The organism is Verrucomicrobium sp. BvORR106 (assembly GCF_000739655.1).
Lineage (GTDB): Bacteria > Verrucomicrobiota > Verrucomicrobiia > Verrucomicrobiales > Verrucomicrobiaceae > Verrucomicrobium.
The window spans coordinates 199071-225370 of record NZ_BATR01000162.1 but is presented as its reverse complement, the minus strand read 5'-3'; the positions used below and the strand labels follow the sequence as shown (position 1 = coordinate 225370).

At 60.7% G+C, this 26300-nt stretch carries 22 protein-coding genes; 10 read left to right on the top strand and 12 right to left on the bottom strand.

All coding sequences use genetic code 11. From position 1 onward, the window contains the following. Nucleotide 1: 1 nt before the first annotated feature. The gene (locus BV106_RS36400) at nucleotides 2–1015 is read right to left on the bottom strand and encodes an alpha/beta hydrolase (RefSeq protein ID WP_051946450.1); all 1014 of its coding nucleotides are present in this window, start codon (nucleotides 1013–1015) and stop codon (nucleotides 2–4) included. A gap of 312 nt (nucleotides 1016–1327) precedes the next feature. On the opposite strand from BV106_RS36400, the gene BV106_RS28740 reads away from it, so the two are divergent. Next, nucleotides 1328–1588, top strand: a complete 261-nt coding sequence (locus tag BV106_RS28740; protein WP_038170507.1) for a hypothetical protein — start codon at nucleotides 1328–1330, stop codon at nucleotides 1586–1588. 25 nt (nucleotides 1589–1613) lie between these two features. Here the strand turns inward: BV106_RS28740 and BV106_RS28735 are convergent, their stop codons facing one another. The 4 genes from BV106_RS28735 to BV106_RS36395 form a co-directional block, all read right to left on the bottom strand. Then, nucleotides 1614–2195, bottom strand: coding sequence for a lipocalin family protein (locus BV106_RS28735; protein WP_051946449.1), 582 nt, complete (start codon nucleotides 2193–2195; stop codon nucleotides 1614–1616). Nucleotides 2196–2267: 72 nt separating this feature from the next. Further along, nucleotides 2268–2903 carry a hypothetical protein gene (locus BV106_RS28730; RefSeq protein ID WP_038170505.1) on the bottom strand — a complete coding sequence of 212 codons (636 nt, stop codon included), beginning with the start codon at nucleotides 2901–2903 and terminating at the stop codon, nucleotides 2268–2270. Nucleotides 2904–3008: 105 nt separating this feature from the next. After that, entirely contained in the window at nucleotides 3009–3467 is a 459-nt protein-coding gene (locus BV106_RS28725) for a hypothetical protein (protein ID WP_038170504.1), read from the bottom strand. Nucleotides 3468–3642: 175 nt separating this feature from the next. Then, complete coding sequence (locus BV106_RS36395; RefSeq protein WP_265596178.1) at nucleotides 3643–4416, bottom strand: helix-turn-helix transcriptional regulator; 774 nt, start codon at nucleotides 4414–4416, stop codon at nucleotides 3643–3645. Between the two features lie 195 nt (nucleotides 4417–4611). On the opposite strand from BV106_RS36395, the gene BV106_RS28715 reads away from it, so the two are divergent. Further along, entirely contained in the window at nucleotides 4612–5148 is a 537-nt protein-coding gene (locus tag BV106_RS28715; RefSeq protein WP_265596177.1) for a hypothetical protein, read from the top strand. 71 nt (nucleotides 5149–5219) lie between these two features. Here the strand turns inward: BV106_RS28715 and BV106_RS28710 are convergent, their stop codons facing one another. Further along, a complete protein-coding gene (locus BV106_RS28710; protein WP_038170497.1) occupies nucleotides 5220–5864 on the bottom strand; it encodes a DUF2959 family protein in 645 nt (214 codons plus the stop codon). A 150-nt stretch (nucleotides 5865–6014) separates the two neighbouring features. Here BV106_RS28710 and BV106_RS28705 point away from each other — a divergent pair, with 150 nt between their 5' ends. The 4 genes from BV106_RS28705 (at nucleotide 6015) to BV106_RS28690 (ending at nucleotide 9703) form a co-directional block, all read left to right on the top strand. Beyond that, nucleotides 6015–6644, top strand: coding sequence for a LysE family translocator (locus BV106_RS28705; RefSeq protein ID WP_038170495.1), 630 nt, complete (start codon nucleotides 6015–6017; stop codon nucleotides 6642–6644). Nucleotides 6645–6733: 89 nt separating this feature from the next. Then, a complete protein-coding gene (locus BV106_RS28700; protein ID WP_038170493.1) occupies nucleotides 6734–7408 on the top strand; it encodes a hypothetical protein in 675 nt (224 codons plus the stop codon). Nucleotides 7409–7461: 53 nt separating this feature from the next. After that, complete coding sequence (locus tag BV106_RS28695; protein WP_038170491.1) at nucleotides 7462–8385, top strand: alpha/beta hydrolase; 924 nt, start codon at nucleotides 7462–7464, stop codon at nucleotides 8383–8385. Between the two features lie 67 nt (nucleotides 8386–8452). After that, the gene (locus tag BV106_RS28690; RefSeq protein WP_265596176.1) at nucleotides 8453–9703 is read left to right on the top strand and encodes a glycoside hydrolase family 2 TIM barrel-domain containing protein; all 1251 of its coding nucleotides are present in this window, start codon (nucleotides 8453–8455) and stop codon (nucleotides 9701–9703) included. Here BV106_RS28690 and BV106_RS28685 read toward each other — a convergent pair. The 3 genes from BV106_RS28685 to BV106_RS28675 all read right to left on the bottom strand — a co-directional run bounded on the left by BV106_RS28685 (nucleotide 9690) and on the right by BV106_RS28675 (nucleotide 14058). Beyond that, nucleotides 9690–10445: a response regulator transcription factor gene (locus BV106_RS28685; protein WP_081892391.1), complete on the bottom strand. Its 756-nt coding sequence runs from the start codon at nucleotides 10443–10445 to the stop codon at nucleotides 9690–9692. The two genes, BV106_RS28690 and BV106_RS28685, sit on opposite strands and share 14 nt — an antisense overlap. A 257-nt stretch (nucleotides 10446–10702) precedes the next feature. Further along, on the bottom strand, nucleotides 10703–13348 hold the full coding sequence (locus tag BV106_RS36390; RefSeq protein ID WP_265596175.1) for an FAD-dependent oxidoreductase: 2646 nt from the start codon (nucleotides 13346–13348) through the stop codon (nucleotides 10703–10705). Nucleotides 13349–13530: 182 nt separating this feature from the next. Further along, entirely contained in the window at nucleotides 13531–14058 is a 528-nt protein-coding gene (locus BV106_RS28675) for a hypothetical protein (RefSeq protein WP_038170487.1), read from the bottom strand. Nucleotides 14059–14233: 175 nt separating this feature from the next. Between BV106_RS28675 and BV106_RS28670 the strand changes: the two genes are divergently transcribed. Together BV106_RS28670 and BV106_RS28665 are read left to right on the top strand one after the other, a co-directional pair. Then, the gene (locus tag BV106_RS28670; RefSeq protein WP_265596174.1) at nucleotides 14234–15319 is read left to right on the top strand and encodes a hypothetical protein; all 1086 of its coding nucleotides are present in this window, start codon (nucleotides 14234–14236) and stop codon (nucleotides 15317–15319) included. Nucleotides 15320–15419: 100 nt separating this feature from the next. Beyond that, nucleotides 15420–15767, top strand: coding sequence for a hypothetical protein (locus BV106_RS28665; RefSeq protein WP_038170482.1), 348 nt, complete (start codon nucleotides 15420–15422; stop codon nucleotides 15765–15767). 104 nt (nucleotides 15768–15871) lie between these two features. On the opposite strand, the gene fabV is transcribed toward BV106_RS28665, so the two are convergent. Together fabV and BV106_RS28655 are read right to left on the bottom strand one after the other, a co-directional pair. Then, nucleotides 15872–17080, bottom strand: a complete 1209-nt coding sequence (gene fabV, locus BV106_RS28660; protein ID WP_038170480.1) for an enoyl-ACP reductase FabV — start codon at nucleotides 17078–17080, stop codon at nucleotides 15872–15874. Between the two features lie 237 nt (nucleotides 17081–17317). Continuing rightward, nucleotides 17318–18958 (bottom strand): CocE/NonD family hydrolase, encoded by a 1641-nt coding sequence (locus BV106_RS28655; protein ID WP_265596173.1) that lies wholly within the window; start codon nucleotides 18956–18958, stop codon nucleotides 17318–17320. Between the two features lie 276 nt (nucleotides 18959–19234). Here BV106_RS28655 and BV106_RS28645 point away from each other — a divergent pair, with 276 nt between their 5' ends. Beyond that, nucleotides 19235–19900, top strand: coding sequence for a hypothetical protein (locus BV106_RS28645; protein ID WP_265596172.1), 666 nt, complete (start codon nucleotides 19235–19237; stop codon nucleotides 19898–19900). A gap of 171 nt (nucleotides 19901–20071) precedes the next feature. Next, nucleotides 20072–21565 (top strand): YiiX/YebB-like N1pC/P60 family cysteine hydrolase, encoded by a 1494-nt coding sequence (locus BV106_RS28640; protein ID WP_038170472.1) that lies wholly within the window; start codon nucleotides 20072–20074, stop codon nucleotides 21563–21565. Between the two features lie 165 nt (nucleotides 21566–21730). On the opposite strand, the gene BV106_RS36880 is transcribed toward BV106_RS28640, so the two are convergent. After that, nucleotides 21731–26164, bottom strand: coding sequence for a PVC-type heme-binding CxxCH protein (locus BV106_RS36880; protein WP_063768011.1), 4434 nt, complete (start codon nucleotides 26162–26164; stop codon nucleotides 21731–21733). Nucleotides 26165–26300 lie beyond the last annotated feature (136 nt).

Here is a 26300-nt window from a genome sequence, read left to right as displayed (position 1 = left end):
CCTAGGGCATCAGGTTCTGATTGAAGAACACGATGGTCTCCTGCATGAACCGCTTTTGGTTTTCACGGCTCTGAAAGGCATGTCCCTCGTTTTCCAAGGCGAGCAACTTCGTGGGAGTGCCGTTTTTTGTCAGGGCTTCATGGAGACGCTGGGCGTGGTCGAAGGGTACGATATCATCTTTGGTGCCGTGGATGATCAGGAAGGATGAGGCTTTGGCATCCACATGGCTCAGGGGGGAAGCATCGCTCACCAGGCTGGACTTCTCCGCGACAGGGCCACCGAAGAGCCCTTTGAGGTGGTCATTGACGGCACCTCCCTGCTTCACCTTGCTGCTGAAGTCATCCGCCAGATCGGTCGGCCCGCTGACGTCCACCACACAGGCGACGCGGCTAGACTGATCGGCATATTTGGCGGTGGCGGGATCGCGTGTTTCCCGCAGGCCCAGACTAGCTACGAGCTGACCTCCAGCTGACACACCCACGGCGCCGATACGCTTGGGATCAATACCATACTGTGAGGCATGGTTGCGGAGCCAGCGAACGGCCAGCTGCACATCGTCAAGCTGGGCGGGCCAGGTGTTGGCCGCGTTCGTGGTGAGGCGGTAGCTGACGGGAACTGTCACGTAGCCGAGTTGGGCCATGAGCAAGGCTAGATTCCGAAACTCCTTCTTGTTCCCACCTGCCCATCCGCCTCCGTGCACCATCAAGACCGCCGGGCGGAGTTTGGGGGTTGCAGCAGACCCCGCTTTGGGAGGGGCCACGGGGGGCTGGTAGAGATCCAGCAGCAGTTTTTGACCATCCGCAGTTTCGCCATACACCACGTCCAGTTGAGGGGGCGTCTGAACCGGTTTGGCGGCACCGATTTGAAACGGGGTCGGGGGCTGCTTGGGCTCGGACAGCTGGCCGGGAGCGCGGGTCGAGACCGAGAAAGTGGCCAACGCGGCGCAGGCGGCGAGGATTGAAGGGCGGAGGAAGCGGAATTCAGGGCGCATGGAGAGGGGGCGGGGCTCCACCATGCTCAAGAGGCGGGAGGGTTGTCAATGCTTGAGCGGAATTAGGGGAAGACCGGAAGTCGAAATTTCACGAAGCAAACTTTTTCAGGACAGTTCCAGACAAAAGAAAGATCTGGTGTGTCGGCCCGGCTTCCGACAAGATCGCCCCCGACTCCCCGAAACAGTTCCCGAATCCAAGCGATGCGAAAGCTGCTCGACGACAACCATCTCAGCCATCTGAATCCTAGAGAACGCATCCTGCGATGCGGATGTGACTGGCGGTCAGACATGAGAGCCTGCTCCAGGGGGCGATTTCTGGCGTGGTGGTGCTGTTGCATGACGCCTGCCCTCTTCGCCTGCTGGTACCGGACTTTTTTTCTGCCGCCGATGGCGCTGAGCACCGCCTCCTTGGTTGTCGGCGTGTCAGGGGCATTTGCAGTTCCCCTTGTGTGCGGATTGCTCACAGGTCGGCTGGATACCAATACAGGGCTCTACTTCCGCAAGTCAGAACCGGTGCGTTACTGGATGCATGTGGTCGTCCTGACGGCGGGGGTGCTTTTCCCGGCCGTGGCGCTCATGGGGCATGCGTGGCGCTGAGATGGCTGGAGTCTTTGCCAGTCGTTCAGCCGGGCCCTTGTGGTACGAGGGCGAGCTTTGAAGTATCGAATCCGCTCGCTTTGAGCCGTGCGACAATGGCCTGGTAGGTGGCGGGTGGCAGTGACCTTTCCCGGGCCAGGATCCAGATCAGCTTGCGGCTCGGAATGGTGACGACGGACCATTGATACTCGGGGTCAAGATCCACGACGAGATAGGTGGTGGTGAGCGGCCAGATGAACTGGAGTTTCCATTCTGCATTGGATTCCGGGTTCACCACCCAGGCTCGCGCCTTCCACTGCTGTAGTGGTGCGTCCATCTGCTGCTTACGGAACTGAAAAATATTGTCGATCTGGCCATCGGGTCGCAACCGGTAAATGTCCGCCGTATCCACCTTCCCTTTTTCCAGGAAATAGGGCACATGGGCAATGACGCGCCACTCACCCATGTAGCGGGGGAGATCCACCTTGCTTACGGTGGCGGGACGATCTGAGTGTGTGGAGGCTTGCTTCATGGGCGGCGTGGACCGTGCGGTGGAGCATGCCGCGGTGGTCAGCCCCAGCAGGACGGTGGAAAGTGCCAGGACCAAACGGGGCGCGCAGCGTGACATACGCCCATGATTCGCGGGCGTGGCACATGTTGGATTCAGCAAACGCCGATGGTAGGGGAGTGGCCGGATCCGCTATGAAGGCGTGACGATGCCTTCGATAGCAGAGGCAGCGTCCTCCAGTCGTACTTGAGGCTCCGGCAGTTTTTCCGGAGGGCTGGCACCGGGCAGGGTCACGACGTGTCCGACCTGGTCCGTCTTTACCACGGTCTCAATCACCAGGACATCCACGGAGGCTGCACGGTGCTCAAAGAGGAGGGCGCGATGAGTGACTTTCTTCCCTGGGGCATAGCGGAAGGGCGAGTCCGGAAGGGGGAGGAAACAAACTCTGCGTCCGGCGGAATCGGTGGTCCAGCCCGTTTGCGGCGCTCCTGGCGGGTTCGAGGAAGCGGCCTTGGCCAGTGCTCCCGCAAAACCGGGGCCTTGTGATTCCCCACGACGATACAGGAAGATGTCGTACTGGTGCAGGGTGCGGGTGGCATCCCGGAAGGAATATCCGGCAAAGGCGGGCTGGCTGCCAAAGACGCCCTCGGGCAGCACCAGGTCTCCGGTGAAGGGGCGGCTTCTCAGGGACACCGTGCCGGTGAATTGCATCGTGTCTCCCAGATTCACATCCTTGTTGAGAGAGGCCGGGTTGGTATCGCGGGAAAAGTACCAAAATACCCCCAGGCCTGCCAGGATGATGATGAATGGGGCAAGGAAACGCTTCATGGCGGAAGGAAGGCAGCCTCCGGATGGAGGCTGACACTGGCAGCTTATCTTTTTTTCCGCGGAAGGTAAATGGAACAGTCGGAGAAACGGCCTGTTCGGAAGGGGTCAACTTTCAGGTGGTGGACTCTGGTCCTCCTCCTTCAGACGCTTGCGCAGGCGGCGGACCTCGCGTTCCAGCTCGGCGATCTGGACCTTGGAGGTGGGGTGGGGAGTGCCGTCTGGATGATCCTCGATGGAATCCGGATTCGTGTAGGTGACAAACTGGGCTGGCAGACCGTGGGCTCCAACGATCTCGTCATGCATGAAGTACACGTCAGAGAAGGTGCCAGTGCGGCAGGCCGCCTCATGAAGCCTGCCTCCTGCATCCACATACCGCACCCGGTAGTGGGCCCGGCTCAGGGGGCCGGATTCTGCCCGGTTCCTCCCATGCCACTTGCAGCTCACCACTTTTCCGCCACGATCTGTGATGTAGGCATGAATGCGGGTGGATTTTAGACAATTGCTGATCAGCCAGCAGCTGATCACGATGAGAGAGATGGCGAGGATGATCCAGGTCGATTCCATGAGGCACGCGATATGTACGCAAGAGCCGGTGGAACGTTTTCCGCGCTCGTACAAATGGGTGCAATTGGTCCTAGGACTCAGCCTGCTCTTGGGCCGGTGGAGGTATGCTTGAGGGATCGGTGATCGCCGTGCGCTCCAGCAAATGTCGGGCGAAATGGAGAGGTGAGGCTGGCGATCAGTCGCCCATGAGTTTCAGCGCCGCGGCGACAGCTGCAGTGCGGGTTTCCACCCGTAACTTGCCCAGGATGACCCCGACGTGATGGCTGACGGTGCGGATGCTGGCATTGAGGATGATGGCGATTTCCCCGTCGCGCTTGCCCTCCATGAGCCACAACATCACTTCTGCCTCCCGTCGGGTCAGGCCTAGACGCCGCAGCGCGCTGAAGTCGGTGGTCTGCACCTTCTGTTTCGGGGGCTTCAGGGAATTGATCAGGAGATCGGTCTCAAAGGCGGTGGCGATGTGCGGCCCCAACATGCCGGCAAGCGCCTGCTCCTCGGGCGTGAAATCCCGCCCACCCCGGTTGATCGTGAGTGCTCCCAAGCAGGACTGCCCCTGCACGCCGATGGCCAGCTGCCGGGTGATGGAGACGGTGGTCATCACCTCCTGATAGAGATCCGTTTTGCGCAGTCCGCGCAGGGACATGAGATCGCTCAAGCGCACCGGATCTGTTTCACCTGCAATGAGGAGAGGGTAGATGGGGTTCTCCAGCTTGGCCAGTTCCCCGGATCGTTCGTAAAGATGGTCGCGCTGGGCTTCGGGAAAGGGGATGTCTGCCTGCATGAAATGCGAGCCGTCCCTGCCGTAGATTTGAAAGGCGAACATGCAATCCACAAACACCATCCGCATGGCGGTGAACAACCGCTCATGCAGCGGACCTTGGCCATGACTGTGGAGCAGCCTCGTGGCCTCCATAAGTACACGCAGGTCTCTGGGGGTGAGCTGGGGCACGGGGAAGCATCGCTCATCATGGGCTGCTGTCGAGAAATTCTGGCTTGCCAGCGTGGCTCCCAAACCGGATGATGGATGCGTTCTCTTGTGCAGATCTGGCAGACAGCACCGTTCCGCAAAGCCGCACTTAAGACGTGGTTTGAAATCACCCCGACTTCTCAGAAAATGATACTCAGGACCTCGGCATGTTTGTCAGTGCTTTTACTGTCAATAAGTCTCCTGCTTTTCTCGGGAAAGCTGGCAGCGGAGGAGTTTGATTGGGAAACGATCGGGAAGATCAAGCTCAACACGGCCAAAGATTGGACGGTGGCTGAGAAGGTGCAGGGGGCAGAGGGGTATCACGTCCGGCTTCTGGCTCCGCCGCCGCGCAAGGCTGCCCTGCTGCTCACATTCATGGTGCTGCCCAAGCCAGTGAAAGGAGATGCTGCGAAGCTGGAGATGCTCAACCGCAGTTTTGACGCGGTGCTGCCTCAATCCGTGGAGGGCAAGGCCGACGTCAAATCACTGGGATTGCCCTCACCGTATTTGTCAGGCTATGCCCAGTTCACAGACAAGGACCTGGTGGGGAAAGATCGGGCGGACCACCAGTACCTGCTGCTGCGCGTGGGCCAGATTTGGTTTGACCATCAAATACTGGTGCAGCTGACCCTGTTCTTTGACAACGAGAGTCAGCCGGAGGTGAAAGAGATGATGGACATGGCCCAGTCACTTCGTGTGGTGCAGCAGTTGTAGTTCTTCTCAAATGAGTTGTGGAAAAACTGTTGCCAAGTGGCTGCTGATCGTCGCGGCGGGAGGCTTCTAGGTTATTTCAGCGTCTTCACAAAGCCGTCTGCCTCGGCGATCGCAGAGTTCATGCGGGTGAGGAGCATCTGAATGTCCCCCTCAATCTCCTGGGCGCGTCCACGCAGTGAGCCCAGTGCCTCGGCATTGAGGTTGTGCTTCAAATAGAGGACGTGGTCCTGCAGCTTCTTGAGCACCGGAGGCATGGCCTCATAGGAGCGATGGAGGGCGCTGGAGACGTTGGCAAAGTTCGTCCTCGTCTGGGCCAGCTTGTCCCGGCTGGAGCTTGAAAGCGTAGCGTCATCCATCTGGCGGATTTCTCCCTCCCATTCGCGGAAGAGGTCGGAGGCCACCCGATCCATTTCCTTGATGCGGCCTTGCACGGCCTTCGTATCTGCTGCGCAGGATTCGTACTCGGCTTTGAGCTTGTCGTAGGCCTTCTCCAGATTGCTGCCGCTGCGGCCGTAGATGGCTTGAAGCTGTTGCAGGGCATCCTGGTACTGCTTGCCAGCATCTTGCTGTTCACCGCGGGCGGCCTTCACGGCCCGGCGGAGGAGATCGCGTTTCTCAAAGCCGACCTTCTCCATGGCGGTGTAGTACACCGTGCGACATCCAGCGAAGGCGGGCAAAACAGCAAGAGCAAGCAGGGCGCGACGGGAGGTGTTCATGGGGAGTGATGGCCGATGATGAGGGGCGCATTCCGATGCGGAGTGCGCCTGTGCCATGAGTTGTTATCTGGATGGGAAAATGTTGTCAACCTTTCCCCATGCTTGTTGAGTGAGCGGGTGTCTGTGACGTGATTCCTTCCTCATTGCCCCATGTTTGATCCCGCGAAGTTCACCTTGTTCCTGCTGGCCTCCCTGCTGCTGATTCTCACTCCAGGGCCGGCGGTACTGTACATCGTAACGCGCAGCATCAGTCAGGGGCGCCTGGCAGGATTGGCATCTGTGGCCGGGGTGGGATTGGGGAATCTGACCCATGCCATCTTCGCGGCGCTGGGGCTGTCTGCTATTTTGGCCACGTCGGCGACTCTGTTTTCCGTCTTGAAGTATGCCGGAGCACTGTACCTCATCGTCCTTGGCATTCGCAAGTTCATGTCCAAGCCGATGACCGTGGAGACCTTGAGCTTTCGGGTGGAGCGGTTGAGGGTAGTCTTTTGGCAGGGGTATGCGGTGGGAACGTTGAATCCCAAGACCGCGCTTTTCTTTCTGGCGTTCTTGCCTCAGTTCGTGGCCAAGGGCGCAGGCTATGTTGCACCGTGGTTGCAGATGCTGGTGATGGGATGCGTGTTCGTGATCATGGCCATCCTTAGTGATGGTCTGTACGCGCTGATGAGTGGAACCCTCGCCCCTTGGCTGCGCCGTAGCTCGGTATTGAAACACGAGAAGTATGTATCCGGAGTGGTCTATTGCGGGCTGGGAGTGGCGACAGCGGCGGGTGGGAAGTAGAGCTGAGTGCGGCTGTCGTTCGTGGTTGACGGGAAGGTTCCCTTTTCTCTATCATTTAACAAATCGCTTTGCCGATACCTCGTTTCACCATGAGCCTGTCTTCGTTGCATTGCCTGCGCCCGCTGATCTTCGCGGCATGGGGTGCGCTTGGATTGGGGGCTGCCGTTGCACACGATGTGGTGCTTCGGATTGAACCTCTGGTCGCTAGAATCCCTGCGTCCAGCGGTGCGGCTGTCAAGGTTAGTGTCACCAACAACGGGAGCGAGCCCGTGACCTTGGTACGGCCAGGGGATGGAAGCTTGGAGGGGCAAAAGACGCCCGTCATTGAGTTCTCCTGGGTACCTCGCGATGAGCGGAAGCTTGAGAATCCTCAGGCACCTCCCATGGAGTATCCGAAAAACGGCTGCGCCAACCTGTTGCCGATCACGATGAATGATGTGTTTCGGCTGGCGCCCCACGAAACCCGGGTGCTGGCGGAATTTTTGCCCGTCCGCAAGCTGCCTGCCCAGTCTGGGCGCTATGCGGTGGTGTTTTTTTATCTGAACCTTCCCAGCATGGGGCTGCCTGGTCCTGGCATTCCGAGTGCGGCTTTCCCAAACAAAGCGGGTGGGTTGAGAGAGACCGGGGCAGATGTCGTCGCGGCCTTGCGGGGTAGCTTGCCGTGTCTCCTGCGGAGCAATGAAGTCGTCTTCGAGATCGATCCCGCGGCCCCCAGCCCGGACTACGAATCCTTGCTGAAAGGCAAGCCGTTGCCCGCTCGCTGAATTTCGCCAGTTGCCCCTTGGCAAGGAGAGGGCTCCCCGCTATCCGTGGCGCCATGTTGCGCCTCGGCCACCTATCCGCCTGCCTCTCTCTCTTCACCCTGGGCTTGTGCAGCCCGCTGATCCATGCCCAGGCCCCGGCGACGTCGGCACCCACCCTGGCAAACGTGGCCTACGGTTCGCACCCCAAGCAGGTGCTGGACTTTTGGAAGACTCCCAAGGCTGGCCAGGGACCAGTACCGCTGATGTTCTTTGTCCATGGCGGAGGCTGGATGAATGGGGACAAGGCCAACCCTGACTTCCTGGCCAAGTGTCTGGAGTCGGGCATCTCGGTGGTGTCGATCAACTATCGCCTCATCCCGGATGCCATTGCTGAGAAGGTGTCTCCGCCCGTCAAGGCCTGCCTGGATGACTCGGCCCGGGCGTTGCAGTTCGTCCGGACGAAGGCAGCCGAGTGGGGTGTGGACAAACAGCGCATCGCGGGGTGTGGTGGATCTGCCGGCGGATTCAATGTGTTGTGGCTGGCGCTCCATGATGACCGGGCCGAGCCCAGAAGCACGGATCCGGTAGCGCGCGAATCCACCCGGCTCACGTGTGTGATGGCTTTTGTGCCGCAGACCTCGCTGGATCCCAAGCAGATGCGGGACTGGATTGCCAACAATGACTATGGTCATCACGCCTTCACGCTGCCCAGCTACCAGGACTTCCTGGACAAGCGCGAGTCGCTGATGCCGTACATCAAAGAGTTCTCACCGTATGAACTGGCGTCGAAAGGCGACCCGCCGCTGTACCTGTTCTATGATTCCGTCCCGGCGCTCGGTCAGCCACACAAAGATCCCCCGCACTCCGCCAACTTTGGAGCCGGGCTGGTGGAGAAACTGAAAACAGTGGGCGTGCCGTACGAGTTCAACTACACGGGTGCCAAGGATGTGAAGCATCCGGACATCTTCGGCTTCCTGGTGGAGCAGTTGAAGCCGTGATCGAATCGCGCTGCCAACCCGCAGAAGCTTGCAGAGAGCTTCTGCGGCTGGTTGGATGGGTGGGAATATGATGCGCGTTTCTCTCTTTCTGTGGGGCTGTACTTTGAGTGCGGCATTGAACGCCGCACCTGTGAAGGTGGAGGTGGTGCCGGAAGGGGGGCTCAAGCGCGGCGGGGAACCGTATTTCATTCAAGGAGCGGGAGGGGATGGTCCGCTCAAGCTGCTGAAAACGAGGGGCGGCAACTCAGTGCGCACCTGGGGACACGAAGGGCTGGGGGCCAAACTGGATGAGGCCCACGCGCTGGGGCTCACTGTGGCGGCGGGCATCTGGCTGGAGCCGGAGTGCTCGTGGTTCTCCTACAGCCGTCCGGAGCACTGTGACCGGCAGGCGGCGCGGGTGAAGCAGATCGTGACTGAACACAAGGACCACGCGGCGCTACTGCTCTGGGGCCTGGGAAATGAGATGGAGGGGGATGGGGGGAATGCCGCGCTGTGGAAACAAGTGAACCGGCTGGCGAAGCTGGTTCATGAAACAGACCCTGCCCACCCCACCTTCACGGCCCTGGCTGGCATCAGTGACTTGAAAGCAAAGGGGTTGAACGAACATGCCCCTGATCTGGATCTGGTGGGGATCAATACCTATGGGGCTCTCTCGGGTCTGAGGGAGACCCTGGCGAAGCTGGGGTGGAAGCGTCCCTGGGTGGTGACGGAATACGGTCCACGTGGCTTCTGGGAGGTGGGCAAGACTTCGTGGGGAGCTCCGTTGGAAGATACCAGCACGCAGAAGGCGGAATTCCTGAAGATGGCGGCCACCAAGGCGTTGGGGCCCGGAGCCACGGGGGGATGTGCCGGAGGGTATGCCTTCCTCTGGGGCCAAAAACAGGAGGCCAGTGCGACATGGTTCGGGCTGCTAACGGAGGACGGGGCGGCGACGCCATCTGTGGATGTGCTGCAAGAACTGTGGAGCGGGCAGAAACCCGCCAACCGCGCTCCGGCGGTGGACCCGTTGCGTTGTGACCAGGCGGGCCAGACACTGCGCCCAGGCCAGAAGTTCTCCGCAGGGATGGTGGCGCAGGATCCAGATGGTGATGTGCTCACCTTTGACTGGCGCGTGCTTTCGGCCCACGGAGCACGGGACAAGGAGGGGCGCGAGCTGACGCCGCCCGCCCACCCGGCAGCCCTACTTGAGGTTAAAGGAAGCAACGCCTCATTCGCCGCGCCTGCGCAACCTGGGGAATACCGGATCTATGGCTATGCCCGTGATGGGCAGGGCGGCGTGGGCACGGCCAACTTTGTGATCCGGGTCAGTCAGCCTTGAAAGTTGCCAGTTCCACCGGTGTCTCCTTGCGTCGGCGCAAGGGGACACGGGAGATGGGTTCAATGCGGGGTTGGGGATGGCCGCTGCGTTTGGCCATGATGGCAAACCAAGTCGCCGCCCGCTGGGCGAGCTGGGCCCCATTGTGCACCTGGAGTTTGTCCTTCATCCGCTGGCGGTGGGTTTCCACCGTCTTGCTGCTGACTCCGAGCTCCTGGGCGATGCTGGTGCTGCTCATGCCACGACCGATCATCCGGAACACCTGCAGTTCGCGGTCAGACAGGCGCGACACTTCGGCATCGCGCGGGCGGCCCAGAGCTCCGCAGGAAAGGTCCTGCAGCAGGCTGCTGGAGACACGGTTGCTGGCATAACGCCGACCTTCCTGCACGGCATCCATGGCGGCCAGCACCTCGGCAGGCTCATCCTGTGTGGTCACATAAGCCTCCGCGCCGGCCCGGAAGGCTCGCTGCACCGACTCCGTGTCCACCAGACTGCTGATGACGATCAAGTGGGAAGAGGGCGCGAAGCGATGCAGATCTTTGATCAGCACTACGCCATCCCCCTGGGGGAGCACCAGATCCAGCAGGACAAAGCGAGGTGCGAGTTCTGTAGCGAGAGCCAGCGCCGCTGCCGGGTTGCTGGTCTCTCCACACGTGGCGCATGCGCGTTGTGATTCAACCAACGTCCGCAGTCCAACTCGCACCAGCGGCTCGCCGTGAACTATCAGTACTGAGTGCTGATTCATGTTTACAGAGCATCAGGGGGATCAGGTGGAGTCTTATTACTTATAGTGTGGCATGTGGGTTTGTCGTTAGATTTTTTCATGAAGTGACAACCTGACAGAAATGTCAGGTTGCTGCTGCGAGCATGACGTGTAATCGATTGAATACAAGGTACATGCAACTCTGGGGAGCTCGGAGCTAAGTAAGAGATTTTGTGTCGATTTTGTGCGGCAATATTGCGAATGTTTGCAGGGGCTGGAGTGGGGCTGAAAAGGGGCGGTTAATGTGCTCTTTGGGCCGGTAAGGACTGCCACATCTCAAGGAGCACTGCGCCACGAGTCTTGGCGGTGCTGGAATGAGAGCCTGCTGGAGATGGCTTGCTTTCGGCGATGGCTACAGACTGGGCGAGCTTTTGAGCATCCAGTTTGCCTGCTTTGAGCTTTTGGGTGGCGTCGTCCCAGAGTGCGGCGGTTTCGGGGCGGAGGACGTCGTCCAGCCTGGCTTGATAGTCATGGAAGAAGCCCTGGGTGCCAAAGTACTGGGCGGCCACTGCGACGGGGGACTTGGCGTCTACTTTCACGTCATTGAAGAAGCTGACGAGCTGCCCCTGTTGCGCAAGGGAGCGCACCAGTTCTTCTGAATCAATGGCTGCGGCAGCCTTGCCAGTGCGGCGGGCCTGAGCGGCGGCGAAGCCGGCAGCTTCCCCGGTCTGCATCCAGACAGGTTCCAGGCGGATCGCGCCCCAGGCCACATGGGTGGAGCTCACACACACGGGTACGAGGAGATTATCCACCTCTTTGGAAAGGAGGCTGCGGTAGGGGATCTGGGCGGGGCGCGACTCCTCGGTCAGGATCAGCTTGCCATCGTACTTGTAGCCGGGACGGCTGTCCTTCGTGCAGGAGTGGGAGTCCATGTACCAGTCTGTGATGGCGATACTGTCGGCGTGGACGGGAGTGCGAGCCCCTGGGGCCACGGCCGTGTTATCATGGGAGGTGAAGACATGCAGGCCGACCATGCGGCGGGCCTCGCGGACATACATCTCATAGGGGATGTGGCCATGGTCCTGGAATTCATCCTTGGGCAGGCCCCACTGGCGGAAGCCTTCGCGAGCCTTCTCAGAGATCGACTCGTCGTTCTGCAGGAACCATATCAACCCCAGGGCGAAATTCTTGTGCCGATCAATGATCTTCTCGCGCTCCGCCCACGTTGCCTCGGGATAAGCATGATTCTCGCCCGGCAGGATGGGGCTGTTCATGTGACTCTTCAGATTTGGTCCCGCATTGGTGGCGATGGATTTGCGGTCAAACTTCACATACTCCTCGCGGTTGTAGCCTGGAGGGGGTGCGGTGGGCAAGACACGATTGGCCGGGTCTTTGGTGACACAGAAGCGGTAGTTGTAGGCTTGAATCGCCCCGTCAGCGGTGAAGGGGCTGGTGGGATCCACGGTGCCCTGCCGGGAGCTGTAGTTGCGAATGTTCAAGCCCTCCTGGGATACCGTGGTCGGGCTGCCGTGGTCGATGTTGACGAAGGCCTTGCCGGCGTGAGGCTCATTGTACTCGTCGCGTGCTTCACGGCCCACGCGATAGGGCACCTTGGCCAGGGCGAAGAGGTCGCCCTCGTAGGTGGCATCCACAAAGGTGGCTCCCTGTACCGTGATCTTCTCCTGCGTGCCATAGCGGCATAGGGTGACGCTGCGGATCGTGCCGCCCTGACGATCCACCTGCACGGGGTAGTGGGAGAGAAGCAGGGTCACATTCTTCTCTGCGGCCACCAGGCGGTTGAACTCACGCTCCACTACGTGAGGTTCCCCCCAGCTGATGGGGTAGTGCTCATGCGTGTAGCGCACCGTTTGGTGATCGGGGGAGTCTTTGCCAAACCGCTCCACGTAGTGTTGCTCGATGTTGCGCAGCAGCTCGGTGAAGAGAGGGGCACGGGGGCCTCCGTACAGGGCGTCCCACTGCATGAGGCCGTTGGTCATCATGCCTCCGATATGATCGTTGTGCTGCACGAGCAGCACCCGGCAGCCCTCCCGGGCGGCGCGGACGGCGCAAACGACGCCGCTGCCCGTACCTCCGATGACGATGACGTCGTAGTTCGCTCCTTGAACCTGCGCCGGAGTTGCAGAGGTCGCGAGGCGTACAGGTGCGTCGTCAGGTGCCACGGGGGATTTGCGCGGGGCGGTCTTTTCCGCCAGTGGGGAGAGCGCCGCTTTTGCTGCGGCTGCTTTGGCCGCCGCCGCGGCGGCGGGATCTCCGGCTGTGCCGAGGGAGGTTCGGCTGGCGTTGCCCGTGGGTGGCGCTGAAGGAGCCTCGGATGCGACCTGTGGTGCGGCCAGGATGGCATCCTTCCAGCCGGAAGGGGCTTTGCCTTCCCGCTCCTGTTTGGCCAGGGCCACGGGAATGAACTGCACCGCATCCACCACGACAAATCCGTCAGCGCCATCGTTGGTGACCGTGAGTGCAGCGGGTGTCGCTGATTTGGGGTCAAACCGGAACACCCCAATCGCTCGGGGTACGCCGCTCTTGTCCAGGAGGGGGAGCCTTTGGTCCACCGTTGCTTCCTTAGTCCCGTCCGCTGTCACCAGGGTCACTTTCGTCCGGGTGGAACGGTTGTTCGTGGGCACGTAGCAGAGGCGCACCTCGTACTCGCCTGCTTCAGTGATTTGAGGCGTGAAAGTGGCCTGGCAGGGTCCTTCCTTCTGATGATTGTCATGCCGGTAGGCAGGGCCATACACGGCCGTTTGCTTCGTGCTGCGCACCCAGGCTCCCTGGTAGGTCGCAGCATCGTCATCCAGCACGATGCCTTGTGGCTGGGCGGTGGTTTCTTTGCCCGTTGCGGCAGAGAGGCAGGCAGCGACGGAGAGCAGGGAAGAACCAAGAACCGGGGCGAGCGCGCCGAAGCGGCGGCGGTGCATTTTCAGTTTCATAGGCGTGAGGAAGGGTGAGGTCTTCGTGTCAACGCGGTTTCCGGGTGGTCCTAGCTGGTAACTCTTTTTTGCCAGCATGGAGAAGGGGGCGAAACTGGCGCAATCCATGTTCAAGAAAAACCCCGGAGAGCTGAGCTCTACCGGGGCGGGCAAGGAGTTGGGGGCAAGTGAGAAAGAGACTCTCAGGCTGATGCCGGGGCTGAGGGGGAGGGCAAAGGGCGCTGTAGCACCCGGTCAGTAAGCAGAAAGCAGGGCATGTGCGCCAGCAGCAAAAGGAGGCTAACCCCATAGAACGGGAGATAGTGCGGCCAGGACATGCTTCCAAACCACAGGATCAGACCGTAGACCTCGATGGACTTGACCAGGAGGAGAATCAATCCTGTGGTCAGCAGGGCAACGATGGCGGCGGACCATGTGCCAGGGATGAGGCGGCGGGGTACGATAAGGTAATGAAGGCCAAACCAGCGGACAAAGCCGACAACAAGGACCTGAAAGACAGAACAGGCAACGAGCACTGCCGTGAAATCGTTGTTGATCGGCCGGGGCTGGGAGGGCTGGTTGGGACTATGTCCAAAGGAAGCAATGAGAATGTCCATGCCATAACTCAGGAGCAAAAGCGCCCATGCCAGCCATGCCAGAATCAAGACCGTGATGGAGGCACCAGTCAGGCGCGTTTTAGCGGGGAGAATGGGGGAGGGGGAGGCGGACATGGGTATCGATCAAGACCTTTGCAAGGAGCCGATGAGAGGCCGGGGAGGCAAGGTGAATTTGGCGAATCTGTGTGGAAAATCTTGTCAAAGTACGGTGGATCCAAGCTAATGAAGTGCCCAACTCCCCGAAGAGAGGGCGATGATCTTCGACTTTCCGCAGAGCCCCTCCTTTGCCATGAAGCCCAATCTTCAGATTCTGCTTTCGTTCCTGATCGGTAGTACAATGCCGGCCGCAGATACTCAAACCTTGGCGAGTGATCTCAAGATCCGCCAGATGGAGGGGCGTTATGATCGCTTCTTTGATGCGAAACCGATGACGGAAAAGGAGAAAGACGCTGAGATCGCGAAGATGCGTGATGACATGATCAACGCGCAATTGGCCAAGGGCGAGGAGGACACGGACCGGCATCGAGAGGGCAGGGAGCGATTCCTGGCATGGGTGCGGGAAACGAAGGGGAAGGCCCAAGGCAACCCGTACCGGTACAAGATCACGGTGGGCGGCAACGGCGTGCTCTGCCAATTTATTGCCCAGAGCGGTGGCAGCCTGGTGGAAGGCGGGGTCTCATGGTGCTACGAACGCGAGGGTCTGATGTACGAATACAACGAAGGCGGCGGCGGCTCCGCTTTCATCACCATCCGGGAAGGTACACCGGGGCAAGCGACGGTGTTGGGCGTGATGTTGAATGAGATGGGCCTGCTGGGGCAATCGGCATGGATCCAAAAGATCGCGAATGGAGTTGTTGTCAGCGAAGCTCCGGATACGGGAGAGGGTCGATCCAGGAAGTTGGCCGTCAAATGGCCCTATGGGCACGGCGATGTCTTTCCTCATCGGGAGGATGCCAGACTTTTGATCGGCTCGATTCTTCATTCAGGTCCTGCTGATTTTCCCCAGTTGGTCACCCAGGAGTACGGTGACTTCTTTCGCGCCAGTGAGGCCTTCACTCTGCCTCGCGAGGTGAGGTACAGCTACAAGGGGCCACAATCCAGCCAGCGCAGTGTCATCACGTTGGAGAAGGTGGAGTTCATGAAACAAGGGGAGACGTTGCCCGAGGTGGGGCTTCCGCCTTTTGGCATTGCGGAGGTCGCCGATGTCAGTCACATGGGGCCCGGGCAGGGGGAGGTGCGCTACAAGGTCTTCGATGCGCTGCCCACCCACGTAGAGGTCCAGAAACTGCGAAAGGATCCGGCAGCGAGAAAGGAAATAACTGACAAGACGGAGTGGCTTGAGAAGGCGCAGCAGTCAGTGCCACCGGCCCGGTGAGCGGGGCTGAGGTTGAGTGGGTAGGCCAATTTTTGGCTGTTCATTGGTGAAGAGACTCCATACACTGCTTCAATTCTGCCGGAAAAGGTATCGTGAAACCATGAAGAATCCCGTTGTCCCTCTTCTCATTGGTGTTGCCACGTTCGTGCTAATCGCCTGGACCGTCTGGACCATGCAGCAACTCCCGCCGTTGGGGCCAAAGTTGCCCATGGCGATGATGCCGGTGATGTACAAGCTTTTCAGCCAGCAGCCGGGTGTTCTCCTGGCTGTACCTGTGGTGCTGACTGGGCTTGCTCTACTATTTCTGAGAGTTTGGCCGGGACGTTCTACTCTGTACTATCTGGTGGTGGGAGTGTCGGTTCTCTTCTTGGGCCTGATTGCCGTGGCCGTGCCTCCCACGCTGGAGATTGCAAAGAATGGCCCGACCGTCACCCGTGTGCCACGGTGATGGTAGGAGTCGGTACTGGAGCGCATTCGGCTCAACAAAAAGCCCCGGCGAACGAACGTTCACCGGGGCGCTGAAGAGGATCTATCCTGAGAAACGAAGGCTCCCTAGGCGGCTGCCGGAGCCGCTGCCAGTGAAGGCACGCCGATGGTGACATCGGTGTCGGCTTCGTAGTTCACGCCTTCCAGACCGAAGCCAAAGAGGCGGAGGAAGCTGGACTTGTAGCCTTCGAAGTCACCGAGTTCCGCAAGGTTCTCTGTGTTAACTTCCTGCCAGCGCTGGCCCACGAGTTCCTGGACAGCGGGGGCCATTTCCCAGTCGTCCACACGGATGCGGCCGGCTTCGTCGGGCTGGGGGCTGCCGCTGTACATGCGGTCGCGGAAGAGGCGGTCCATCTGCTCGATGCAGTCCTCGTGGGTGCCTTGGTCTTTCATCACCTTGTAGAGGAGGGAGATGTAGAGGGGGACGACCGGGATGGCGGAGCTGGCCTGCGTGACAAGCGCTTTGTTGACGGAAACCCAAGCCTTGCCCCCGAGGGGCGCCAGGTGGGCGTCGAGCACTTTCTGCACGCGCTCCACATCTTCTTTGGCACGGCCGATGGTGCCGTTCTTGTAGATCGGCCAGGTCACTTCAGGCCCAATGTAGGAGTAGGCGACGGTCTGCACACCTTGGGCGAGCACTCCTGCTTCGAGGAGGGCGTCGATCCAGAACTGCCAGTCATCACCGCCCATGACGGCGACGGTCTGCTCAATGTCATCGCCTGCAGCGGGTTCGATGGTGACCTCATTCACCACGCCGGTGTTGGTGTTGAGGTTCTTGTTGGTGTAGCTCTCGCCGATGGGCTTGAGGACGGAGTTGTACACCTGGCCACTCTTCGGATCCGTGCGGCGGGGGGAGGCGAGGCTGTAAACCACGCAGTCCACCTGGCCGAGGTCGGCCTTGATGGCGGCGATGACTTCCGTCTTGATGGCGTCCGAGAAGGCGTCGCCATTGAAAGAGCGGGCGTAGAGGCCTGCAGCGGCGGCTTCTTTCTCAAAGGCGGCGGAGTTGTACCAGCCAGCGGTGCCGGTGCGGTTGCCTTCGGCAGCGCGCTCAAAAAACACCCCGATGGTGGCGGCGTTCGAGCCGAAAGCGGCGGCGATCCGGGAGGAGAGGCCGTACCCGGTGGAGGAGCCGATCACGAGGACTTTTTTGGGGCCATTCGCCACCACGCCGCGGCTCTTCACGACCGCAATCTGGTCGGCCACGTGCTTTGCACATCCCTCAGGATGAGCGGTGGTGCAGATGAACCCGCGAATTTTAGGGGAAACGATCATAGAGACCGTCAGCGTTGTCCGCTCCGGGCGGGGCCGCAACTGATTTCTGTGAGGCCGGAGGGGGCGGGGAGGGGGCTTATTGAGACAGGATTAACAAGATTTTTGAAGGATTTACAAGATGACTTCGAATTGGCCCAGCGAGGCGGAAAGGGGGTGCGGGGTACCGGCATCCATGGATTGTTGCCGATCTGCCAATCCTGTTAATCTTTTGAAAATCTTGTTAATCCTGTCTCGGTTTCATGAACCCACCTGCGGGGCGATGATCTTCGAGGGGCGGGTGCTGTCGTGCCAGATGGTGTTGATGGCTTTGACGGAGTTCTTCATCCAGTCGCGGGTTTGCGGGCCGCCGGTCTGGTTGTTGGGCTCGTAGAGGGGGGCGCCGGTGGAGGCGATGGTGACGCGGATACGGTGGCCTTTGTTGAAGATGATGCTGGTGTGTCCGACGTGGAAGGAGAGGCGGGTGGGTTCGCCGGGAGTGAGCAGCTTTTGCTTGTCGAATCCTTCGCGATAGCGGGCGCGCATGGGGTAGTCCATGAGCAGCATGCTGCGGCCGTCGGGGTACACATCGCTGAGGCGGATGATGAAGTCGGTGTCGCGGGCGGTGGAGCTGATGTGGAGCTCGGCCTGGACTTCGCCAGTCCATTCCACTGGCTGCTCCAGCACGCCGGTGGTCCAGGTGCGGACCTCTGCCTGTGCTTCGAAAGGACGGGCGTCTTTGGCTCCGGGGAAGGACGTGCCGGGAATGCTCATGGGCTGGCGGGGACCACTGGCGTAGCTGGTGGAACCGCCGGAGGCTGCTGGTGGGCTGGTGGCAAGCTGACCGTCCGATTGCAGGAAATAAGCGGTGGGCGTTGACTTGGGTGGCCAGTCTGCAGTGCTGCGCCATTCGTTGCCCGGGGCGCTTGGCTCACCTGTCGCTCCCATGACGTAGTAGCGCACGGATGGCTCCTTCTCGACGCCGTTGGACTCTCCGTTGAGATAGTGGGAAAACCAACGGATCATGTGCTGCAGTTCCGGGAACGTGGCATTCTCCGGGTAGGTGAGTTCAGCGACCTTGCTGCCTTTGTTAAGCCGGCCGTGCAGCCAGGGGCCCAGCAGAAGCTGTTGGGCGCCGCGAGAGGCGGGGCCACCCTGCTTCTGGCGACCGATGTAGCTGGCGATGCTGCCCTGGTTCATGAAGTCGTACCAGCTCCCGATCGTGAAGCAGGGCACGTTCATCTTGGGGAAATGCCGGGAGGCATCTTCTGCCTGCCAATAGGCATCGAAGTTGGGGTGCAAATCCCATTCGGCGAGCAGGGCATCGTGATCCGCATAGTTCCGTGCCACCTTGCCCATGGCCACGTAGCGTTCCGGACGGGTGGCACCGCCGATGCGGTAGCCTTCATGGAAGAGGCTGAGACCGGTGTCCACCATGTACTGGCAGGTCAGGTGAGGGGGCTGGGAGACAGCCAGGTAGTTCTGCGCATAGCCGCCCTGCGAGCTGCCGAAGGTGCCGATCTTTCCGGTGCACCAAGGCTGTTGGGCCAGCCACTCGCACACGTCATAACCGTCGCGCAGCGGGCCCCACTGCATGGCACGATAGCCCACCCAGGTGCCTTCGCTTTCGTGGGTGCCACGGTAGTTGACCATGGCGACGGCGAACCCGGCCCGGGCCAGATCGGCAGCAGCTTTGCGGGTGCCCAGCCCGGTGAGGTCAGCGTAGCGTTGCTCGAAGATGGCAGGAAGTCTGGCGGGGGCTCGCCGGGGCGTGTACAGATAGGCGGACAGGTTCTTTCCGTCTCTCATGGGGATCCTGATGTGCTCTTCTTTGACCTCCGGATCGCCCAGAGGTTTGAGCGGGGCCGCCGTCACGAGGAGAGCGGAACAAGACCAGAACAAAGCGGGGAGGAGGGGGAGCCGGGAAAACAGCATGGGAACGAGACGCTCGGCCACGCTGGGACCTTTCCCTACAGTGAGGAAAGGAATACAAGGCGTGACAAATGGACCATGGGAAAGGAGTTTTTGCGCCTGCAGTCTGCGCGAGACGTATGGAGTTTGATGCCATCCAATGTCAGAACGCCCTCGCCGTGTCTGGGGCTAGACTATTGTTATGTCCGACCAACATTCATCGTGCTCCGGGGCGAAAGCTCCTCTGATCCCCGAGGTGCCCTCGGAATGCGTCCGGCTCTCGACGCTGCAAGAGCGTTGGCATGGCTCAACCCGTCTGACCCTGGAAGACATGGCGGTGCTGCAGAACGAGAACGCGCAGCCGGAACTGGAGCCGGACCCGGTCATCCTCTGGACAAGCTCCCTGAGGTAGATGCAGCGTCCCTTGTGTTGGGTCTGCGGGAGACACGTCGCCTTACCTCCCGGGAGCACGGGCAGGAGCATGAAGTGTTCTTTGATCCCCAGACGCAGAGAGTCGTCAAGCTTACGAAGCCGGGCTTGTACGGAGCCCGGGGAGGTTTGAGCGACTACCTGAAGCAGATGGAGTATGGCAACCGGAGGTTCCAGGATGATCTGATGATTGAGGGCTGGGCTCTGATGCCAGGCGAACAGGCACCAAGACTGGTCGTCACTCAGAGCTGGTGCGCGGGGAGGCTTTCCACCACCCGGGAGATTGCTGCTTACATGACGTGCTTGGGATTCGTCGAGATCTTTGAGGGGGACTGGTGGCACGCAGGGGAGGAAGTGAAGGTCACGGATGCCTTGCCGAAGAACTTTCGAACCCTCCCTGGAGGGTTGGTTCATCCAATCGATCTTCTCATCTCCTGGCCCCGATCAGCCTCTGCCATTGAACGGATCGAGAACATGGTGTACGCCCGTCAGAGGGGCTTGTGACGGGGGAGTAGTTTCCTAGGTGTGACGTGATGGAAATTATAAGATGGGTCGCCTTGCCGTGCCTTGATTCAGGTCCGGGATTTTCTCTGTACAGGCGTGATGAATTTGGCTAGCCTGAAATCCTCAGAAGCAGCCCCCATGTTTCTCTGGTTCATCCTTTGAAAGGCCAACATGATTCTGCTGCCCCGTGAATGGGTCTGGGAATGGGAGGCGAACCGCGTGGCGCGGCGCTCGGTGCGGCTGCGGAATGCGGAGACGGCCCTTTTGGAGAAGGGTAAACTCGATCGGCAGATCCGGGAGGATGCCCAGGAACTGGTGCAGCGTCTGCGCCGGCTCCAGCGTCTGGAGCGGAGTGCGGCGCGAGCGGCCGATTTTGTGAATGGATGCCGGAGGGGCTACTTCACGCCCGACGAGGATGCGATGGTGCGGCGCATTCAGCAGCACTACCACGAGCACCGGCAGCATTTGTACGGGCTCATTGACCGCTACATCAGCTATCGTCGGATCTCTGATCCAGCGGTGCGAATGCAGGCGTTTTGCGTCGGTTTCGCGGCGGCGGTATCGCTCTACGCCAAGTCTCTCAAACTCATCCGGCAGTACGAGCACAACCCGCTGGTGCGCAGGAAGCTGAACGAGCCGGAGCCGCGATTCCAACTGCCCGGTGGGATGTTTGACGAGATTCTGCGGGCTCACTGCTCCCTCCGGCATGGCTTGTTGTACTTCGCCGCCGTGCGGTTCTGGAAGCGCCACTTCCAGGCAATCAAGACCCTCCACTTGCCGCAGGATCGCGACTTCGCCTTGCTGGTCCGGCTCATCCGGCAGCAGCATCACCGGGTGCGGGCGGGATTCGAAGATCTGTGGTTGCGCCACCTGCGGCGAGACGTGCATGCGTGCTGGTCAGCGGTGGCGGATCCCGTGGTGCACGTGTGGGATCTTTTTCGAAACTGGGCGGCTCATTTTTTCACCCTCCAGCATCAGGCGCCAGTGCGGGACAAGTGCGCATTGAATGAAGGCGTGCTGGAGCAATTGCGGCCGTTGTTGCAGCCCGGCGACGTCTTGTTGATCCGTGCTGAGGGAAGGCTGACGACGACCTTGTTGCCAGGATTCTGGAGTCATGCCGCCATCTATCTCGGGAGCGACCTGGAGGCGGCTGCTCTCGCCATTCCGGCCTCCTTGCGAGCCTTCAATCGTCAGATCATGGACCTGCCAGCTGGCGGTTGGGTGGTGGATGCAGTGAGCCCATGCGTTCGCATTCGATCGTTGGCTGATTGTCTATGTGCCGATCACGTGGCGATCGTGCGTCCGCTGCTCACTGCGGGCGACATGCAACGTGCCTTGAAGGAGGCGCTGAGTCATCTGGGCAAGCCGTATGATCTTGAGTTCGATTTCAATCAGGCCCATCGCATCGTATGCACGGAACTCATTTACCGTGCTCTCCATCGGCGGGGGCATGCGGAGCTGAGGCTCGTGAAACGGCTGGGGCGCTATACTCTGACAGGGGATGACCTGGCGGCGCAAATGCTGGAGGCAATGGCGACTGGGACGGAAGGGCAGAGCCCGGTGTTTCAGATGGTGGCTACGGCGCTGTCCAACCGCCGCGGACGGGTGAACGTGATGTTGGGGGAGGCAGCCCGGAAGGCGTTGGGGCGGGTGATTGATCGTTGAGCGGGCCCGGTCCGGCGTCCCTCCGGGACGCAATGGCATAGGGCGGCAGGTTGACCGGTGGTTGCCACCAACGGATAATTTCCTTGGTCCCTCCGCGACCGGGCAATCCATTGGGATAGTGCTCCTGCGGGACTGAGGACCGCAAGAGCCATCGCCTTAAGAACTTCACTTCACGGTCCGAAGGTACTCAAACAAATCGGACACCTGTTGCTCTGGCAGGGCATCGAGGATGCCCTCGATCATCAGGGAGCGGTTGGTGAATTCAGCCTTGGCCACATCAGCGGCTGGCACGCGTACTTCCGCCCCGCCCATCAACCGCAGGGTGATGCCCGAGTCATCGCGGGTGACCAGGAAGCCTTCAAGCTGGCGGTTGTCCCGGGTGTCCACGCGGAATGCCCGATAGCCGCCCTCAACGGCGGCGTTCGGAGTGATCAGGGCGCGCAGGAGGCCGTCGAGATCCCGGTGACCGGAACCATCCAGAGCGGGGGCCAGGTTGCCTCCTTTACCCGCCAGCGTGTGGCAGCTCAGGCACAGGCCAGCGAACAAGGTCTCGCCAGATTTGGCGTCGCCTGGCTTTTGAGAGATGGTCTTGTACCGGGCGAGTTTTTCCCCAACCACCTGGGCATCGTGGGCGCTCAGGAGATGGGGGCCGGAGAGGACCGGGGCGACTTTGGCCGTCTTGCTGGCCCCTTTCCAATCGGAGAGAGGGGAATGATAGACCACCAGGCCTTCGGGGCGAGGTTCACCGGCAAAGCTGCGGTCAAAGCTGGCGCGAACATCGGCGGCGCTGCGGGCAAGGTTCCACACCCGGTACTCGGTGAGTTCACCCGAGGTGCCCTTCTGGGCGGGGCTGGTGCGGCCAATGTCGCACTGCACGAAGGACTCCGTGGTGGTCTTGGTGCTGGTCGCGTCCAGCTCCCCGTTGAGGTAGATGCGGAAGGTGCCGCCACCATCACGAGTCACCGCCACATGGGTCCAGGCTCCGGGAGTTATTTCCTTTTGAGCCACGACCACGTCATGAAGGCCACCGACATACACGCGGAATTTTTTGCCGAAGAAGTTCAGATCCAGGTTTTTCCCGTTGGAAAGGATGCCATCTCCGTTGTCGATGCCCTCATCGAGCTTCACCCAGGTCTCAACGGTGAAGGGGCCGTTGAGGTCCAGGTTGCTGTCCACATAGCTGTCGTTCTTGCCGTTGAGCTGCAGCACACGGACAAAGTTCTTCGCCATGCGGTCCCAAAGGGATTTCATGGCGGGATCTTCTGGATAGAGTCCATTCAGGCGCTCCAGCAAGGAGGCATCGATCTCATTGTCTTTCAGGATGCCTTTGTCGATTGCCGCGAGCAGGACCCGAGCTGAGGACTTGGCTGAGGCGAGACCGGCGGTCAGGCGACTGCGTTCCACTGGACCCAGCTTGGGCCAGAGGCTGTTGAAAGCTGGGGCCAGAGAATCTTGCTTGCAGGGAGCCAGGGCGACTAGAGCCGCAACGCGCAGAGCTGGCGAGACGGATTCATCCTTTAACAACGGTTCCAGCGGAAGGGCGGCATCGGGGCTGAGCAGTGCAAGAGCTTCGATGGCAAGCTGGCGTCTCGCTTCGGCCTTGGGGGCGGGGATGAAGTTGGCAGATGCTGGCGCGGTGGATTCATCCACGGCATGCAATGCGGTGTCCACCAAGGTGGGCGCGAGGTCCGGAGTGGGGAAGCTGGCGGCATAGGCGACGAGGTCCGCATTCATCTGGGCGCCAGCACCTTTCTTGGCCAGAGCAGAGGCCGCCAGGCTGAGCATGCGGGCGGCGCGGGCGCGGTCCACCCGGTCGCGCTGGCGCACAGCTGCCAGCAAAGCGGGGAGACGGTTGGTCTGCTGACCAAGCAGGATGGTGACGCCTTTTTCCAGAGCAGGAGGGGCCTTCAGCAGGAGCACGATCTCTTCGTCCGTAGGGGCGCGGTTGGCTGCGGCGAAGGCATTGACGAAGCGGGGTAGGGCCTCCAGCTCCGGCAGGGCCAGGGAAGCGAATAGTTTGGCCTCGGCAGGAAGAGGGGCAGCATCGGGGCTGTCCAGGAAGGCGGCCAGCTTGGCGGGATGCTGTTCCAGTGTGGCGCGCACCAGGAAGCGCTGGAACTCGGCCTCATACGGCGTGGCAGAGTCCGGTGGGACAGAAAACCTTGCCGCCAGATCGAGCACGGCAGGCTCCGGCTGTTTGATGCTGTTAAGAGTAAGAACCGCAGCAAAGCGCACCTCGGCATCGGCATCAGTGAGGACGGGTTTCAGGAGATTAACAACCTGGCCCTGGCCCAGCTCCGCGGCAAAGGTGCTGATGGCACGGGCTGCCTCGCGACGGAAATCACGGTCTGCTTCCTTGAGCAGTCCGGCGAGCGGGGCGGAGTCTGCACCACCTAGTTCCTCCCAAGTCCAGAGCGCGTGAATGCGGGTGTCGCTCGATTTGTTCTCGTCCATCGCGAGCGCCTTGAGGGTCGGTGCCAAGTCTTTGGCCTTGCGCAGGACAAGCTGCTGCCACGCAGCATTCTGGGCCCACTGGTTGGGTGACTCCAGGTAGAGCAGGAGGTCATCGGTCGGCATCTTGGTCATGTCCGGCACTTGGGCGGGGCGTTGGTCCTTATGGCGGATGCGCCAGATGCGGCCCCGGGTCTTGTCGCGATCCGGGTGGATGCGGGGCACCTCATTGTGGCTGATGATCTTGTTGTACCAATCCACCACATAGAGTGCACCATCTGGGCCGAACTGAATGGCGATGGGGCGGAACCAGGGATCCGTGCTGGTCATGAAGTCGTCCAGCTTGGTGAAAGTGTAGCCAGAGCCAGTCGCGGTGGCCTTCACCGCCTGCACGCGGTTGGTGATGGGATTGGCCAGGTAGAAGATGCGGTGGTCGCCTTCACCCGTGAAGGAGGCCGGCCAGTCAGACTCCTCTTTGAGCGCCAGGCCGGAGAGGCCCGTGCCGCCCATTTGGGGCGGGCTCAGAGAAGGGGGCTGGACCGGGGCATAGGGCTTGAGCTTTTGACTGCCCACCCCTGGGACATGCGTGCCGGGGCGGAAGGGGATGATGGGATAGCCCATGTCATTGGCTTCCTGCATGAACATTTCCCCGGTGCGATCCACGGTAAGTCCCCAAATGTTGTTGGGTCCGCTGGAGACCAGTTGGAAGTCGGAGCCATCGGCCCGCATGCGGGCGAGCTTGCAGAAGCTGAAGGGCACACTCTTCTGCGGGTTGGCTGAGAACAGGCCTCCGGTGGCAAAATCACTGCCGTCTGGGCGACGCACTTCGCCGTGGTTGAAGGCACCCTGAGCCAGATAGATCCAGCCTCCCGGTCCGGGCGTGAACTGGTGGGCGAAGAGGTGCGAGTCATCAATGCCGAACCCGGAGAGAATGGTGTCAAAGCCATCCGCCTTGCCATCCCCGTCCTTGTCCCGGTAGTAGCGGATATCCGGGCCATGCTGGGCATAGACACCATCGCCCCACGGCAGGATGCCCAGCGGGATGGCCAGTCCTTCCGCAAAGATGCGCGGCTTGGCCGGTCCCTGGCCATAGGGTTGATCGTAAACCACGAGCTTGTCGCGGCCGCCATTTTTATATAGTGCCTCGGCAAAGGGCCGGTTCTCGTTGGCATCCACGGGGTAGTCCAGTGCGGTCATGGTCCACATGCGGCCCGCATGATCCCAGGCCACGGAGATGAACTTGCCAATGCCCTCGGTCTCTGCGGCCACGAGTTCGACCTTGAACCCATCGGGCACCTTGAAGGTGGCCAGTTCCTGCTCTGGGGAGAGGGCGGAGGTGCTGACGGTGTTGTAGCTGATGTCCCTCTTGGGCTTGCTTTCGGCGGCCTTCGCCGGGGCGGGGAGCTTGGCCTTCATCCCTTCATAGCCGCCGAGCTTTTCCCAGGTGGTGGCTCCTGCGGTCGGGGCGAGTTCTTCAATGGTAATTTCCTTAACCTGGACGAGGGCCTTGCCTCCGCCGTGCACCTGAATGCCAATCCGCCCGTCCTGGGCAATGGTTGCTTCGCCTTCGGTGTAATCGAGTGCCGGTACCCCGTTGATCCATGACTGGATGCGCGGTCCTTCGGCTCGGATCCGGTACTCGTTCCAGCCGTTCTTCTTCACTGCGGCAGTCACGGAAGCGGCGTCTTTGGGTTCACCCACCACCTTGTTGCGACGGGACTCGTCATAGAGCTTGCCCCACCAGCCGTCACCGGCGTCCACCTGATAGCCGCTCATCTCGCTGTTCCCCGGCACCCGCACACTGCGGATCTGGACCCCGCTGTTGATGAAGCCTTCGGTACCGGTGACTTTGATTTTCAGCCGGAGGTCAAAGTTGTGATAGCTCCGGGTGGTGGCCAGGAAGTCGTTGTGAGCCACCTTCTCCGTGAGCGAGCCGCCCGTGATCAAGCCTTCCTGCACACTCCACAGTTTGGCATCACCCTCCCAACCCTGAAGGGTTTTGCCGTCAAAGAGAGTCACCGTTTCTGCGTGCGCGGAGGGAAGCGCGAGCAAGGGCAGGAGAAAGAGGAGCAGTCGGATGCGGGTGAGAAGCATGGAGCGGGAGAGGGTGGACAGGGGATTAAACGCTGCACGGAGGACGGAATCCATGGCAGAAATCCACCAGCGGGAGATGCATCTGAAAGGGGTAATGTGTTCCTGCGGTAGTCTTGGGCCGAACGGGTGGATCAAAATACCTGTCCATTTTTCGGGGTGGAGGACTCACCGTAGCAGAATTCAATCTTGC

What these genes read in the sequence shown, in the direction of transcription:
- BV106_RS28705 (WP_038170495.1), top strand. Translation starts at nt 6,015, where the DNA reads ATGTTTGATCCCGCGAAGTTCACCTTGTTCCTGCTGGCCTCCCTGCTG.
- BV106_RS28640 (WP_038170472.1), top strand. Translation starts at nt 20,072, where the DNA reads ATGATTCTGCTGCCCCGTGAATGGGTCTGGGAATGGGAGGCGAACCGC.
- BV106_RS28725 (WP_038170504.1), bottom strand. Translation starts at nt 3,467, where the DNA reads ATGGAATCGACCTGGATCATCCTCGCCATCTCTCTCATCGTGATCAGC.
- BV106_RS28690 (WP_265596176.1), top strand. Translation starts at nt 8,453, where the DNA reads ATGATGCGCGTTTCTCTCTTTCTGTGGGGCTGTACTTTGAGTGCGGCA.
- BV106_RS28645 (WP_265596172.1), top strand. Translation starts at nt 19,235, where the DNA reads ATGCGTCCGGCTCTCGACGCTGCAAGAGCGTTGGCATGGCTCAACCCG.
- BV106_RS28700 (WP_038170493.1), top strand. Translation starts at nt 6,734, where the DNA reads ATGAGCCTGTCTTCGTTGCATTGCCTGCGCCCGCTGATCTTCGCGGCA.
- BV106_RS28740 (WP_038170507.1), top strand. Translation starts at nt 1,328, where the DNA reads ATGACGCCTGCCCTCTTCGCCTGCTGGTACCGGACTTTTTTTCTGCCG.
- fabV (WP_038170480.1), bottom strand. Translation starts at nt 17,080, where the DNA reads ATGATCGTTTCCCCTAAAATTCGCGGGTTCATCTGCACCACCGCTCAT.
- BV106_RS36400 (WP_051946450.1), bottom strand. Translation starts at nt 1,015, where the DNA reads ATGGTGGAGCCCCGCCCCCTCTCCATGCGCCCTGAATTCCGCTTCCTC.
- BV106_RS28730 (WP_038170505.1), bottom strand. Translation starts at nt 2,903, where the DNA reads ATGAAGCGTTTCCTTGCCCCATTCATCATCATCCTGGCAGGCCTGGGG.
- BV106_RS28665 (WP_038170482.1), top strand. Translation starts at nt 15,420, where the DNA reads ATGAAGAATCCCGTTGTCCCTCTTCTCATTGGTGTTGCCACGTTCGTG.
- BV106_RS28675 (WP_038170487.1), bottom strand. Translation starts at nt 14,058, where the DNA reads ATGTCCGCCTCCCCCTCCCCCATTCTCCCCGCTAAAACGCGCCTGACT.
- BV106_RS28735 (WP_051946449.1), bottom strand. Translation starts at nt 2,195, where the DNA reads ATGTCACGCTGCGCGCCCCGTTTGGTCCTGGCACTTTCCACCGTCCTG.
- BV106_RS28695 (WP_038170491.1), top strand. Translation starts at nt 7,462, where the DNA reads ATGTTGCGCCTCGGCCACCTATCCGCCTGCCTCTCTCTCTTCACCCTG.
- BV106_RS36880 (WP_063768011.1), bottom strand. Translation starts at nt 26,164, where the DNA reads ATGGATTCCGTCCTCCGTGCAGCGTTTAATCCCCTGTCCACCCTCTCC.
- BV106_RS28685 (WP_081892391.1), bottom strand. Translation starts at nt 10,445, where the DNA reads ATGAATCAGCACTCAGTACTGATAGTTCACGGCGAGCCGCTGGTGCGA.
- BV106_RS28670 (WP_265596174.1), top strand. Translation starts at nt 14,234, where the DNA reads ATGAAGCCCAATCTTCAGATTCTGCTTTCGTTCCTGATCGGTAGTACA.
- BV106_RS28710 (WP_038170497.1), bottom strand. Translation starts at nt 5,864, where the DNA reads ATGAACACCTCCCGTCGCGCCCTGCTTGCTCTTGCTGTTTTGCCCGCC.
- BV106_RS36390 (WP_265596175.1), bottom strand. Translation starts at nt 13,348, where the DNA reads ATGAAACTGAAAATGCACCGCCGCCGCTTCGGCGCGCTCGCCCCGGTT.